This is a genomic window from Micromonospora sp. CA-248212 (assembly GCF_050948405.1).
Classification (GTDB): Bacteria; Actinomycetota; Actinomycetes; order Mycobacteriales; family Micromonosporaceae; genus Micromonospora.
The window spans coordinates 6,579,002-6,592,622 of sequence record NZ_CP192023.1; the positions used below are offsets into that span (position 1 = coordinate 6,579,002).

Below are 13,621 nucleotides of genomic sequence, written 5' to 3' on the forward strand. Positions count from 1 at the left end.
GTGAGACCCCGCGACGGTGAGACCCGGGGGACGGTGAGACCGGGGAGGGCTTAGCGGGGGCGGCGGAGGGATTTGGTCAGGGCGGTCAGGCGGGGGGCCAGGCTGGTCAGGCCGCCGGGGAAGAAGTACACCGCCAGGATGAAGACCGTGCCGAGGACGAACAGGGGCTGGCTCAGCGGGTGACTGAGGACGGCCGGCAGGTTGTCGACCGCGTCGCTCGTGCCGAACGCGGTGAGCCGGTGGTCCAGGTACATGTAGAGGACGCCGCCGAGCACCGGTCCCCACCGGGTGCCCGGTCCGCCGAGCACCACCATGACCAGCAGCGAGAGGGTCAGCTCGGAGGACGTGATGTGCGGCGACGCGCCGCCGACGATCAGGACGTAGACCACCCCGCCGGCCGACGCCAGCCCACCGGCCAGGGTGAACGCCACCAGCTTGTAGCGGTACGGGTCCAGCCCGAGCACGCCGATCCGCCGCTCGTCGTCCCGCAGCCCGGCGAGCACCCGACCGGTCGGTGACCCACTGACCCGGTGCACCACGAAGACCACGAGGGTCAGGTAGGCGAGCGCCAGCCAGTACAGGTTGACCGTGTTGGTCACCCCGACCAGTCCGGCCGGCAGCCCGGACACGTCCAGCGGTAGACCCTCCTCGCCGCCGGTGAGCCCGCCGAAGTCCCGGGCCACCAGGATCGCCCCGACCTGGGCGAACGCCAACGTGACCATGGCGAACGCGATGCCCACGGTCCGCAGGGCCACCGCGCCGAGCAGCGCCGCGAGGATCGTGCCACCGGTGATGGTCAGCAGCGCCGCCTGCCACAGCGGCAGACCGGCGCGGGTGACGAGGATGTCGGTGCCGTACACGCCGGCCGCGAAGTAGAGCGCGTGCCCGAACGAGAGCATCCCGGTCCGGCCGAAGAGCAGGTCGTAGCCGGCCGCCAGCCCGCCGAAGATCAGGCAGATGGCGAGGATCTGCAAGGTGCCCGGTGAGTTGACCGGTCCCTCGAAGATCCCCGGCAGCGAGATCGTCGAGTACGGCAGGATCGCCATCACCGCCAGCGCGACCAGCGGCAGGAACGGGCGGACCCGGTGCGCGCGGCCCGGTCGCGGCGAGGTGGGCGCCGGTGCCGGTGTTGCCTCGAGGAGCGTCATGCCGTTGCCACCTTTCCGGCGATGCCCTGCGGGCGCAGCAGCAGCACCACGGCCAGCAGCCCGACCACGCAGATGTCGCCCAGCCCGGACGTGCCGTAGTAGTTGACGAACTGCTGTACCAGCCCGACCACGACCGCCGCGTACGCGGAGCCGACCACCGAGCCCATCCCGCCGATCACCACCACGATGAACGCGAAGATCAGCAACGAGCCGCCCTGCCCGGGTGAGACGGTGCCGAAGTAGACCCCGCCCAGTGCTCCGGCGAGCGCGGCAGCCGCCCCACCGATCGCGAAGACCAGCGTGAACGCCTTGCGGACGTCGATGCCGAGCGCGGTCACCATCTCCCGGTTCTCCACCCCGGCCCGGATCACCAGGCCGTACCGGGTCCAGCGCAGGAAGGCCAGGATCGCGCCGAGCACCAGCACCGCCGCGATGATCAGCAGCAGGCCGCCGTTCGGCACCTGCGCGCCGAGGATCCCGGTCACCTGTCGGGTCCAGTCGGGGCGCGGGAACGGCCGGGCGTCGGCACCCCAGGTGGCCTGGAGCAGCGCCACCCCGGCCAGCGACAGTCCGACGGTGACCAGCACCTGCTCGATGGTGCGGGAGTAGAGCGGCCGGATCAGCACCAGCTCGACCAGGACCGCGACGAGCGTGCCGGCGGCCACCCCGAAGGCGACCGCGAGCACGAAGCCGAACCCGTCCGGGCCAGCGCCCGGCAGGTTGCCCGCCGCCCACCAGGTGCCGTACGCGCCGACGCCGAGGAACAGCCCGTGCGCGAAGTTGAGCACGTCAGCGAGGCCGAAGACCAGCGACAGGCCCGACGCGACCAGGAAGTACAGCGCCGCCAGGCCCAGCCCGGTCAGCGCCAGGAGGATTACCGTGCTCATGCCTTGACCTCCGCACCCACACCCAGCAGCGACTTGGTCAGCGCGGTCTCCAGCAGCAGGTCCTGGGCGTCGCCCGTCCAGGCGACCCGGCCGGCGGAGAGCACCACGGCGTCGCGGGCCAGTCGGCGTACGACGGCCAGGTTCTGCTCGACCAGCAGCACCGGCACCGACTCCGCGACCCGCTCCAACACCTCGGCCACCTCGGTCACCACCTTCGGCGCCAACCCCTTGGTCGGCTCGTCGACCAGCAGCAGCCGGTTGTCGTTGAGCAGCACCCGCCCGATCGCGAGCATCTGCTGCTGCCCGCCGGAGAGCGAGCCCGCCCGTTGGCGTCCGCGCCGGTCCAGCTCCGGGAAGAGAGCGAAGACCTTGTCGTACGCCGGGGTGGTGCCGCGCCGTTCGGCGAGCCGCAGGTTCTCGGCGACGGTGAGGCCGGCGAACACGCACCGGTCCTCCGGTACGTAGCCGAGCCCACCGCGGACCAGCCGGTGGGTGGGCCGGGCCAGCAGGCTCTGCGCGCCCATCCGGATGGTGCCGCGCACCTCCCCGGCGGGTGGGGTGAGGCCGACGATCGCGCGCAGCGTGGTGGTCTTGCCGACGCCGTTGCGGCCAAGCAGGACGGTCACGCCGGTCGGGGCGACCGTGAAGGACACGCCCTGAAGGATGTGCAGCCCGGAGATCCGGACCGACAGGTCCTCCACAGTGAGGATCGGTTCCACTAGAGCGACTCCCCCAGGTAGGCCTCTTGCACGGTGGGGTTGGCCATCACCGTCTCCGGGGTGTCGCAGGCCAGCAGAGCGCCGTGGTGCATGACGGCGATCCGGTCGGCCAGCTCCAGGATGACGTCCATGTGGTGCTCGACCATCAGCACCGACCGGCCGCTGTCGCCGGTCAACGACTTGATGACCGTCACCAGCTCGGGCACGTCCTCGGCGCTGACCCCGGCCATCGGCTCGTCGAGCAGCATCACCCGTGGCTCACCGGCGAGCAGCAGGGCGATCTCCAACTTGCGCTTCTCGCCGTGGGCCAGGGTGCCGGCGAGCGCCGTACCCCGGTGGGCGAGGCCGACCCGGTCGAGCGCCGCGTCGGCGGCGGCGGCGACCTCCCGGTCGGCCGCCGCCCGCCGCCACAACGCCATCGAGCCCCCGCGGTGCGCCTGCACGGCGAGCCGGACGTTCTCCCGCACGCTGAGCGAGCCGAAGACCGAGGACGCCTGGAAGGTACGGCCCAGACCGAGGCGGGCCCGCCGGTGCGGCGGGAGCCCTCCGATGTCCTGCCCGTCCAGGGTGATCCGGCCCTCCGTGGCCCGGCGCAGGCCGGTGATCAGGTTGAACAGTGAGGTCTTGCCGGCGCCGTTCGGCCCGATCACGCCCAGGAACTCTCCCGGCGCCAGGTCGAGGTAGACGCTGTCGACGATGGCGACCTCACCGATCCGCCAGGTCAGACCGCGGGTGGCGAGCATTTCTCAGCCCTTCATGGCCACGGCCGGTGGCGCGGTCTCGTCGCCGGTGAGGCTCTTCTGCGCGGTGGCCGTGAAGTCGGTGCCGCTGCCGGTGAGCTTGGCCTGGAACATCGGCTGCAGCAGCGCGTGGTCGGCGGCGCGGATGGTCATCTTGCCCTTGACCCCGTCGAAGCTCCAGTCCTCGAGAGCCTTGACCATCTTTTCGACGTCGTCGCCACCCTCCTGCACGGCCCGCACCACCATCTGGGCGGCGGCGAAGCCGTCCGGGTGGAACAGGTCGATGGTGTTCACCTTGGCCTTGAGCGCCTTGCTGGCCTCGGTGTCGGACGCGCCGTCGAAGTAGTGCGACAGGAAGGAGATCTTCGCGCCGGCCGCCCCGAAGGTGGGCCAGGAGGCGCGGATGTCCAGGCCGGTGACGACCGTGGTGGACGACAGCACGCCCTGCTGGTCGAGGGTCTGCCACATGGCCGGGGCGGTCGTGCCGGCCCAGGCGACGAAGAGCAGGTCCGGCTTGGCGGCCTTGATCTGGCTGGCGAACGGCGTGAACTCGGTGGCGCTGGCCGGTGCCCGCACACTGCTCACGGTGGCGCCCGCGCCGCCGATGACGGTCTTGACGGCCGCCTCGTTGGCGTCGCCGAACGCGCCGTCCTGGGCGAAGACCACGACCTTCTTGCCGGTCGGGTCGCCGATGAAGGACTTGGCCGTCACCACGTCCTGGTAGGACTGCCGACCGGACCGGAACGTGTACTTGTTCGCCCCGGTCACCGCGTCGGTCGCGGCCGGGCCGGAGATGAAGAGAACCTTGTTCTGCGCCGCGATCGGCGCGACCTGCAACGCCACCCCGGACGCGGTCGAGCCGGCAATGATCTTCGTGCCCTTGCCGATCAGGTCCTTCGCGGCGGAGACCGCCTTGGCCGGGTCACCGGCGTCGTCGACCTCGGTCAACTCGATCTTCCGGTCACCGACCTTGCCGGTGCCCTTGGTGGCGAAGTCGAGCCCCGCCTTGAAACCCTCGATGTACTGCTTGCCGTAGCTGGCCAGGGCTCCCGATTGGGAGTACACCAGGCCGACCTTGACCGGGGCGGCACTGTCGCCGCCGCCGGTGGCGGTGTCCTGCGGGCTACCGCAGGCCGTGGCGGCCAGCGCCGCGGCCATCATCGTGGCGGCGGAGAGGAACGCCCGCCGCGTGTGCCGGACCGTCATCGCGACTCCAGGTGAGGACAGGATGCTTGGTTGTCGGCTCACGCTAGAAGTGACGTCACCCACGGGCTATGTGGCGGAAACACACAAGTAACGCCAGGGGGGTGGCCCGGGGTTACAACCGGCCGCACTACCACCCCCGACCCGGATCCCCCGATGGCCCGCAGCGCCACGGACGGATCGACAGGTGTGTCGCCCCGAGCCATCCGCCGTCAACCGCACGGCCCGGCGTGGTCCGCCGGGCGCGGGCACCGCCGCCGGCCGCCGAGCAGGTGGTCACAGAACACCCGATGTCGTACGCACTGAGCATCCTCCTCCGACACCGTCGTCTCCGCCCGGTCCACGTCGGCGAGGAAACCCAGCGCGGCGTGATCGCCCGCGCGAACCGCAACGCCGCCGGTAGGTCAGCGGCGATCGCCGCGAAGATCAAGAGCGGCGACTTGAAGCCGGGCGAGAAGCTGCCCTCCACTCGGGAACTCGCCGAGAGCTACGCCGTGCACATGAACACGGCGTCGCGGGCGCTCTCCCTGCTGCACGACCGCGAGCTGATCACCGGCCAGCCTGGGCGCGGCACCTACGTCGCCGAGCACCCCGACCGCTGACGCTCCACCCTCCGCCTCTCCCGCCCTCCGCACTCCCCCGGCGTCGCCCCGCCCACCCTCCGCACTCCTCCCGCGTCGCCCCTCCCGCCCCGGCCGCCGTCGCCGAGGCCGGCGCTGCGGCTGGCGAGGTCGAGCGGCGAAGATCCGCGCAACTTCCCTGTTGTTGCTGCTTCAGGGCCGGCGGAAGCAGCAACAACAGGGAAGTTGCTGCCCCCATGCCGCCTCACCCCATCAAGATCGTGCTCGATCGTTGAAGTAGTGGCTTCGGGGGCGCGGCGATGCCACTACTTCCTGGATCGAGCACGATCTTGCGCCCGCGCCCGGGACGCCGCTGGCCCGGCGTCCGAGGTGACGGACGACGGGCCAGCGTGTGGGCCGGGCGTGATCGGCCCGGTGGTCGACTCGGAGCGGGTCAGCTCCGGGCCGAGGACCAGCGGCGGGTCAGCGGGCGGGCCGAGGACCAGCGGCGGGCCAGCGGGCGGGCCGAGGACCAGCGGTGGGCCAGCTCCGGGCCGAGGACCAGCGGCGGGCCAACGGGCGGGCCGAGGACCAGCGGCGGGCCAACGGGCGGGCCGAGGACCAGCGGTGGATCAGCGGCCCGGGGCGGTGTCGGCGGGGTCAGCGGCCGGCGCGGGCGGCGACCGCCGTGTCCGGGTGGTCGCTGAAGACGCCGTCCAACCCGAGGCCGAAGAACAGTTCGTACTCGGCCGTGATGTCGCCGCGCGCGTTCGGGTCGGTGCCGATGCGGAAGTCGACGGGGAGGAACTGGTTCTCCGCGCGGAACGTCCACGAGTGCACGAGCAGCCGTTCGCGGTGCGCGTCCCGGACCATGTTCGTCGGGGCGAGCAGGTTGCCGGCGGCGTCGCGGGGCACGATCAGGTTCTTGTTCGCGCCGATGCCGTCGGCGTACCCGGCGATCCACTTCAGGCCGGCGGCTGTGGCGAGGTCCTGGTAGGTGCGGGTGTCACCGGCGGCGGTGAAGTCGTACGGGCGGCCGGTCGCGTCGAGGAGCTGGATCAGCTTCACCTCGGTCAGCCGGCTCAGGCGGCGCAGGTTGGCCGTCTCGAACGACTGGATGAAGACCGGCGAGTTCTTCCGGTCCAGCTTGTTCTGCCGCAGCACCGCCAGCAGCGGCTCCTCCAGCGGCTTGCCGATGGACGTGAAGTAGCTCGGGTGCTTGGTCTCCGGGTAGATGCCGATGGTGCGGCCCCGTGCCCGCCCCTCGGTCCGGGCGAGGTCGATGACCTCCTGGAGGGTGGGCACCTCGAATCGGCCGTCGAAGGCGGTGTTCGCCACGCGTACCTGCGGCAGCCGCTCCTTGGCTCGCAGCGTCTTCAGCTCGGCGAGGGTGAAGTCCTCGGTGAACCAGCCGGTCACGGCGACGCCGTCGATGGTCTTCGTCGCCTTGCGGGCCGCGAACTCCGGGTGGGCCGCGACGTCGGTGGTGCCGGAGATTTCGTTCTCGTGCCGGGCGACCAGCACGCCGTCGGAGGTGGACACCAGGTCCGGCTCGATGTAGTCGGCCCCCATCCGGATCGCCAGCCGGTACGCCTCAAGGGTGTGCTCCGGCCGGTAACCGCTGGCCCCACGGTGACCGATGACGATCGGCCGGTCGGTGGGCCGGGCGCGGTCCGCGTCGGACGAGGGGCCGGCGGCGGCCATGGTGGGCACGGCCACGGCGGCGGCGAGCAGCGCGCCGGCCACACCGAGGGTCGAGAGGGTACGTCGCAACGCCGTCTCCTGTCATCGAGGGTGTCGCAGACAGCAGACCCGGTGCGATTGGCCGGGAGTTGGTCGATGTCTGGCCGGCAGGTGAACCTCCGGAATGGGCGTTCCGACTCCGGCGGTCGTACGGAAAAGGAAGATTGTCTGGTGCGTCGGTTACTCCGCAACCCCGTGCGGCTCGTGCCGTTGGGGTTCCTGGTGCCGATCCTGCTCGGCACCGGGCTGCTGATGACGCGCTGGTCGACCGTCCAGCACCAGCGACCGCCCCTGGTCACCGCGCTGTTCACCGCCACCTCGGCGGTGTCCGTCACCGGCATGGTGGTCACCGACACCCCGAACTACTGGTCCGGCGGCGGCCTGTTGGTGATCACCCTGCTCACGCAGCTCGGCGGTCTCGGCATCCTCACCGTCGCGGCGCTTGTCATCCTGGTGGTCTCCCGTCAGCTCGGCCTGCGCAACCGGCTGCTGGTGCAGGCCGAGACGGCGGAGTTCGGCGTTGGAGACGTGACCCGGCTGCTGAGCCGGATCGCGGCGACCGTCTTCGCCTGCGAGGCGGTGATGACGGCGCTGGTCGCCGGCCGCCTCTGGTGGGCGTACGACTACCCGCCCGGCCGGGCCCTCTGGTCGGGGGTGTTCCACTCCGTCCAGGCGTTCAACAACGGTGGGTTCGCGCTCTACTCGGACGGCCTGCTGGCCTTCGACCGTGATCCGTGGGTGTCGCTGCCGTTGGCGTTCGGCGCCATCGTCGGCGGTCTCGGGTTCCCCGCCCTGTTCGAGGCGGTGCGCGAGTGGCGCAGGCCGGCGGGCTGGGCGGTCGCGACCAAGCTGACGATCTGGGGCAGCGTGGCGCTGCTGCTGCTCGGCTTCGTCGGTCTGCTCGCCGCCGAGTGGACCAACGCCAGCACCATCGGCCCGTACGACGCCGCCGGGAAGACGCTCGCGTCGTTCACGCAGATCGCGTTGAGCCGGACGGGCGGGTTCAGTGTCCTGCACATCGCCGACCTGCAGGAGGAGAGCTACCCGCTGCTCATCGTCCTGATGTTCATCGGTGGCGGGAGCGCCAGCACGGCCGGCGGCATCAAGGTGTCCACGTTCTTCCTGCTGGCGTTCACCATCTGGGCGGAGCTGCGCGGGGAGCCCGATGTGACGGTCGGGCACCGCCGGGTGGCCACCGCCAGCCAACGGCAGGCCGTCACCGTCGCTCTGCTGAGCGTCGCGCTGGTCACCGCCGGGACGATGCTCCTGCTGCTGCTCACCGAGGGCGTGCGGTTCGTCGCGGTGCTGTTCGAGGTCACGTCCGCGTTCAGCACCACCGGGCTGACCATCGGCCTGGCCGGCGAACTGCCGAGCAGTGGTCAGGTGGTGCTGACGGTGTTGATGTTCATCGGTCGGGTCGGGCCGCTCACCCTCGGGTCGGCGATCGCCTTGAACACCCGACGCCGGCTCTACCGCTATCCCCAGGAACAGCCGATTGTCGGCTAGCGACGAGGAGGTCGAGGTGTCGACGAGACGAGCGGACGGCGGTGGCGTCGTCGTGATCGGGCTGGGCCGGTTCGGCTGTCACCTGGCCGGGTCCCTCGCCCGGATGGAACGCGAGGTGTTGGCCGTCGACCGCAATCCGGACCAGGTGCAGCGCTTCTCGGCCCAGCTCGACCGGGTGGTGCAGGCGGACGCGACGGAGGAGGGGGCGTTGCGGCAGCTCGGCGTCGCGAGTTTCGGTCGGGCCGTGGTGGCCATCGGGGCGTCGGTGGAGGCGAGCGTGCTCACCGTGCTGGCGCTTGTCGAGCTGGGTCTGCCGCAGATCTGGGCCCGCGCCACGTCGCAGAAGCACGCCAAGATCCTGTCGTCCGTCGGCGCGCACCATGTGATCTTCCCGGAGGCGGAGACCGGTGACCGGGTGGCGCACCTGATCGTCAGTCGGCTGCTCGATTTCATCGAGTTCGACGACGACTTCGCGATCGCCACCGTCCGGGTTCCGCCGTCCCTGGTCGGTCGGACACTGCACGACCTGCGTCCGCACGAGCGCGACGGGGTCCGGGTGATCGGCGCGAAGGTGCCGGGCGAGCGTTTCCGGTACGCCTCGGACGACACGGCGCTCGTGGACGGCGGAGTACTTGTCGTGGAGGGCGGGATAGACCAGGTGCAGCGGTTCGCGGGGCGGCGCTGACACCTCACTTCGGGTGGCGCGCGTGCCCCTCAGGCGCTGTCACCCTTTTCCCGGACCACCCGGCCCCTTGCCCTTGTTCGCCTTCGGCGCCTTCGGCTGCTCGGGTGCCTTCGGTGGCGCGGGTGCCTTCGGAGCGACCTTGGTGGTGGTCTTCGTCGTCTTCTTCGGTGCGGCCTTGGTCGGGGCGACCTTGACGGCCGGGGCGGTGGACGGGACCGACCCGGCCACCCCGGAGACGCGTACCCCGCAGGTCGCGTCGCCGAGCCGGAACTCCACCGGCAGCGGGTTCGCCCCGGTGTACGTACCGGCCAGGGTCAGCTTCTCGGCCGCGCCGGGCGCCAGCGTCTTGCCCTGCGCCGCGGGGCGAATCTGCACCGCGCCGCCCTGCTGCTGCGCCGGGGCGGGCTCGGCCTTGGTCACCTTCTGCTGGCCGGGGAACGTGAAGCTCATCGTCCAGTCGCTCAGCGCCCGGTCGCCGGTGTTGGTCAGGGTCAGTTCCGCGGTGAAGTCCTTGCCGGAGTCGGTGCGCAGCGCGTACGCCACCTCGCAGGGCGCCTTCTCCGGCAGACCCATCCGCGCCTCGGTGGTGGGCCGGTCCTGGCCGCTGGCCGGGCTGCGGGAGGTGAGCCCCCACATCGCCCCGGTGACCGCGATCAACCCGACGGCTGCTACCCCGGCCTCCACCCGCCGACGCCGGTTCGCCTGCCGGATGCGGCCTCGCCGGGTCCGCGACAGCGGAAGAGCGTCCGTCTCCGCCGACCAGGGCAGGATCGTGGTGCCCGCGTTGGCCAGCGCGGCGGGGTCCAGCGGACCGCCCGCCGGTGAGACCGGTACCGCCGCCAGCATTCCGGCCGCCTCGGCGAGGGTCCGGGCCAGCTCGGCGGTGGCCGGCCGGTCGGCGGGACGCTTGGCGAGGCAGCGCCGGACCAGGTCGGTCACCTCGTCGGGCAGCCCGGGCACCGGCGGCATCGGCTCCGGGTCGTTGTACATGTGTGCCCGCAGCATCTGGGTGGTCGTGGTCGCCTCCCACGGCAACCGACCGGTGAGCATCCGGTAGAGCAGCAGCCCCACGGCGTACACGTCGGTGGCCGGGGACACCTGGCCGTTGTCCAGCCGCTCCGGCGCGAGGTACGCGGGCGTGCCCAGCAACGCGCCGTCCGGCCCCTTCTCGCTCTCGCCCACCAGCGCGGAGATCCCGAAGTCGACCACCTTCACCCCGGTCGGGGTGAGCATGACGTTGCCCGGGGTGACGTCGCGGTGCACGACCCCACGGCTGTGCGCGGTGGCCAGCGCGGAGCTGACCTCCGCGCCGATCGTCACCGCCTCACGCCACGGCAGCCGCAGTTCGCGGCCGAGCCGGGTCGCCAGCGAACCGCCGTCGACCAGTTCCATCACGACGTACGGCACGGTCAGGCCGACCTGGTGGGACTCGCCGTAGTCGTACACGTTGGTGATGTTGGGATGGCAGAGCCGCGCGGCGGCCTGCGCCTCGACGCGGATGCGGTGCCGGAAGGCCCGGTCGGTGGCCAGCCGTGACGCCAACACCTTCACCGCGACCTGGCGACCCAGCACCTCGTCGTAACCGCGCCAGACCACCGACATGCCACCCGCGCCGAGCTGCTCGACGAGCCGATACCGCTCGTCGAGGAGTTGCGCGCCGTTACGGTCCCCACCGCCCATGGTGGCCGTTGTTGCCCACCACGGACCGCTCTACACCTGAAGGATCGGAATCGGTCAGGAATATCACCCGATCAGGCGGTCGCCAGCAGTTGGTCCACCGGCGCGTAGTCGTCGGTCAGCACCATCGCCGTGCCGACGAAATCCGTGAGGTCCGCGCCGGAGAGCAGGCTGACGCTCGCGTCGACCACGTCGAGGCGGGCGCGGACGGCGGCCAGCGGCAGCGGCGCGTCGGAGGCGACGATGAGGAAGTTGCTGCCCCGCTGTTCGGCGAGCGCCTCCGGCGGGGCGATCAGCGCGATGTTCGTGAACTCGGCGGCGACCGTCGCCAGCTCGGCGCGGATGAACCGCAGCGGCGGGTAGTCGATGACGTTCTGCACGTACACCCCGCCGGGGCGGGTCACCCGCCGGATCTCGGCGGCCATCTCCCGGGTCGCCAGGTGCCAGGGCACCACCAGGTGGCCGAACGCGTCGCCGACGACGAGGTCGCGGCTGTCCGCCGGCTCGTCGGCGACCAGCATCCGGGCGTCGCCCACGACCGTCCGCAGCCCTGGGCCCGGGCGTACGCCGAGTTCCCGTTCGCCCAGCTCGACCAGGCCACCGTCGATCTCGAACACCACGTTGTCGGTGCCCGGCCGGGTGGCGGTCAGGTACGTCGGCACGGTGAAGCCGCCGCCGCCCAGGTGCAGGGCGTCCAACCGCTGCCCGGCCGGCGCGGCCACGTCGGCGACCGCGCCGATCCACTTCGTGTACGCGTACTCCAGGTGCCTCGGGTCGGCCAGATCGACGTACGAGTGCTGGGCGGAGTTGAGCAGCAGCATCCGGCCGCTGGGCCGGTTCGGGTCGGTGGTGACACGGGCGCAGTGGTACGCCGTCTCGATGTCGCACGGGTTCGGCGCGATGGTGCTCAGTCCCGCCCCGAGCAGGCCGAGGACGGCCAGCGCTGCGCGGGCCCGGGCCCGACCCGGCAGGTCGGTACGCGTCTGACGGCGCAGGTACCAGCCGAGACCGATACCGACCAGGCCGAGGGAGATCGCCAGCGCCAGCAGGATGACCGTGCTGGGCAGCGCGGCGACCAGCACGAAGCCGGTGAGCAGGGTGGCGGTGATGCCGCCCAGGGTGCCGATGCCGGACAGCCGGCCGACCACCTGGCCGGTCCGGCGCAGGTCGGCGAGCTGGAGCTTCACCACCAGCGGGGTGACCGCCGCCAGCAGCGCCGCCGGCACGAACACGGCGAGTGCCACGAGCAGCAGGATGGCGCTGGCCGCCCCGCCACGGAGCACCTCGCCGGCGTAGCGCACCACGGGCAGGGTGATCGCGGTGGCGATCCCGGCCAGCACCAGGGCGGGTGCCAGCAGGCCGCGCGGGTCGCGCCGGTCGGCCAACCAGCCGCCGGACCACGCGCCGTAGGCGATCGCGGCGAGCGCGATGCCGATGACCGAACTGGTCACCTGGAGGGTCACTCCGACGTACGGGCCGACCAGGCGCAGCGCGACCGTCTCCAGCACCAGCACAGCACCGCTGGCGAAGAAGACCAGGAAGGCGGCCAGGCCGTTGGGCAGCGCCCCGCCGGTGACCGGCACGGGCGGAGCTTCGGGAGCCGCTACGTCGGACGATGGGAAACTCATCGTCGCGATGGTACGCAGCGAAGCTGCCGCTCCGGGTCAGTACATCGAGAGATGAACATGGTTCGTGTGCGATGCGGCGGGACTGCCGCTGCCACTGTAGGCACGCCACCCGGTGCCGGGATGCCAGATCTGCCGGTACCAGATCACGTAGAGCACACCCAGACGCTCGGCGTTGCGGACGTGCCAGGCGGCCAGGCTGTCCCCGTACGCCTTGTCGCCGCCGGTCGCGTTCTTGTCCTCGAAGCCGTTCGTGGCGGCCGAGAAGTCGCAGGCCCGACCCTTCGGATGCTCGCCACCGCCACCGCTGCGCTTGCAGGAGACGTGCCGCTTGTAGCCGGCCGCCTGGGTCTCCTTGAGCGCGTGCAGGGTGCGCGGGGTGATGCATCCCGAGGTCGTCGGGTCCTTCACCGAGCAGGACTCCGACGGCCACGAGCCGTCGGAGTTCCGTGGCGCCGGCTTTGCCGAGGACGAGCTGCCGCCGCTGAACCCGCTGCTGCCGCCCGAGCTGACCTCGGCCAGCGCCGCCTCGGCCTCCTTCTTCTTCTTGGCCATGACGGCGAGTTGCTTCTGCTGCTCACGGACCTCGGTGTCGATGGCGATCTTGGCCTGTTGGGCCTGCTGCCGGGCCTCGGTGAGATCACGCAACCGCTTGCTGTCCCGCTGGGCCATCAGGTCCAGGTCGGCCGCCCGTTGCAGGAACGCCTGCGGAGTCGCCGTGTTGAGCAGCATCGCCGTCGGGGTGAGCCGACCCGCCCGGTACGACTGCGCGGCCACCTCGCCGACCTGGGCGGTCAACCCGACCAGGCGAACCTCGACGGCCTTCAGCTCGCCGTTCAACGCCGTCTGCCGCCGCTTGGAGTTGTCCAGCTTGGCCTTGGCCTCGATGTGGCCCTTGGCGGTCAGTTCCAGCGCGTCCCGCAACTTCTTGGTGCCGCCCTCGTCCGGCTCCGCCGATGCGGGCACACCTGGAGCGAGCACCAGTGCCAGGGCGGCGAGCAGAGGGAGCAGTACGCGGCGAACGCGCGGCTGACTGAGCCTGGTGGTGGGCACGAAAGCGTCCTTCCGTCGACCGCCGGCCCCCGGTGAACTCTGCGCGGCGGCGTCCCCGCCGGCGCCGGGCGGCGG

12 protein-coding genes are annotated in these 13,621 nt (G+C 71.6%); 3 read left to right on the forward strand and 9 right to left on the reverse strand.

The annotated features are described in order from the left end of the window. Nucleotides 1-50 precede the first annotated feature (50 nt). Genes ACQP03_RS30970 through ACQP03_RS30990 form a run of 5 tightly spaced genes read right to left on the reverse strand, consistent with a single transcriptional unit; the run spans nt 51 to nt 4,700 of the window. Nucleotides 51-1,148: a branched-chain amino acid ABC transporter permease gene (locus tag ACQP03_RS30970; protein ID WP_357172280.1), complete on the reverse strand. Its 1,098-nt coding sequence runs from the start codon at nt 1,146-1,148 to the stop codon at nt 51-53. After that, nucleotides 1,145-2,035: a branched-chain amino acid ABC transporter permease gene (locus tag ACQP03_RS30975; RefSeq protein ID WP_357134380.1), complete on the reverse strand. Its 891-nt coding sequence runs from the start codon at nt 2,033-2,035 to the stop codon at nt 1,145-1,147. Before ACQP03_RS30975 ends, ACQP03_RS30970 begins: the two co-directional genes overlap by 4 nt. Next, nucleotides 2,032-2,754 (reverse strand): ABC transporter ATP-binding protein, encoded by a 723-nt coding sequence (locus ACQP03_RS30980; RefSeq protein WP_357134381.1) that lies wholly within the window; start codon nt 2,752-2,754, stop codon nt 2,032-2,034. Before ACQP03_RS30980 ends, ACQP03_RS30975 begins: the two co-directional genes overlap by 4 nt. Next, nucleotides 2,754-3,497 (reverse strand): ABC transporter ATP-binding protein, encoded by a 744-nt coding sequence (locus ACQP03_RS30985; RefSeq protein WP_357134383.1) that lies wholly within the window; start codon nt 3,495-3,497, stop codon nt 2,754-2,756. Before ACQP03_RS30985 ends, ACQP03_RS30980 begins: the two co-directional genes overlap by 1 nt. A gap of 3 nt (nt 3,498-3,500) precedes the next feature. Next, nucleotides 3,501-4,700: a substrate-binding domain-containing protein gene (locus ACQP03_RS30990; protein ID WP_357134384.1), complete on the reverse strand. Its 1,200-nt coding sequence runs from the start codon at nt 4,698-4,700 to the stop codon at nt 3,501-3,503. A 287-nt stretch (nt 4,701-4,987) separates the two neighbouring features. Here ACQP03_RS30990 and ACQP03_RS30995 point away from each other — a divergent pair, with 287 nt between their 5' ends. Continuing rightward, a complete protein-coding gene (locus ACQP03_RS30995; protein ID WP_357134386.1) occupies nt 4,988-5,299 on the forward strand; it encodes a GntR family transcriptional regulator in 312 nt (103 codons plus the stop codon). Between the two features lie 618 nt (nt 5,300-5,917). Here ACQP03_RS30995 and ACQP03_RS31000 read toward each other — a convergent pair. Continuing rightward, nucleotides 5,918-7,030: a glycerophosphodiester phosphodiesterase gene (locus ACQP03_RS31000; RefSeq protein WP_357172281.1), complete on the reverse strand. Its 1,113-nt coding sequence runs from the start codon at nt 7,028-7,030 to the stop codon at nt 5,918-5,920. A 141-nt stretch (nt 7,031-7,171) separates the two neighbouring features. On the opposite strand from ACQP03_RS31000, the gene ACQP03_RS31005 reads away from it, so the two are divergent. Both ACQP03_RS31005 and ACQP03_RS31010 read left to right on the forward strand, forming a co-directional pair. Next, nucleotides 7,172-8,506 (forward strand): TrkH family potassium uptake protein, encoded by a 1,335-nt coding sequence (locus tag ACQP03_RS31005; RefSeq protein ID WP_357134389.1) that lies wholly within the window; start codon nt 7,172-7,174, stop codon nt 8,504-8,506. Between the two features lie 16 nt (nt 8,507-8,522). After that, complete coding sequence (locus ACQP03_RS31010; protein WP_396832419.1) at nt 8,523-9,191, forward strand: potassium channel family protein; 669 nt, start codon at nt 8,523-8,525, stop codon at nt 9,189-9,191. Nucleotides 9,192-9,230: 39 nt separating this feature from the next. Here the strand turns inward: ACQP03_RS31010 and ACQP03_RS31015 are convergent, their stop codons facing one another. From ACQP03_RS31015 to ACQP03_RS31025, 3 genes are all read right to left on the reverse strand, one after another. Beyond that, a complete protein-coding gene (locus ACQP03_RS31015) occupies nt 9,231-10,871 on the reverse strand; it encodes a serine/threonine-protein kinase (RefSeq protein ID WP_357134390.1) in 1,641 nt (546 codons plus the stop codon). Between the two features lie 71 nt (nt 10,872-10,942). Then, nucleotides 10,943-12,496, reverse strand: coding sequence for a fused MFS/spermidine synthase (locus ACQP03_RS31020; RefSeq protein ID WP_357134392.1), 1,554 nt, complete (start codon nt 12,494-12,496; stop codon nt 10,943-10,945). 36 nt (nt 12,497-12,532) lie between these two features. Beyond that, a complete protein-coding gene (locus ACQP03_RS31025) occupies nt 12,533-13,504 on the reverse strand; it encodes a coiled-coil domain-containing protein (RefSeq protein WP_396800288.1) in 972 nt (323 codons plus the stop codon). Between the last annotated feature and the right edge of the window lie 117 nt (nt 13,505-13,621).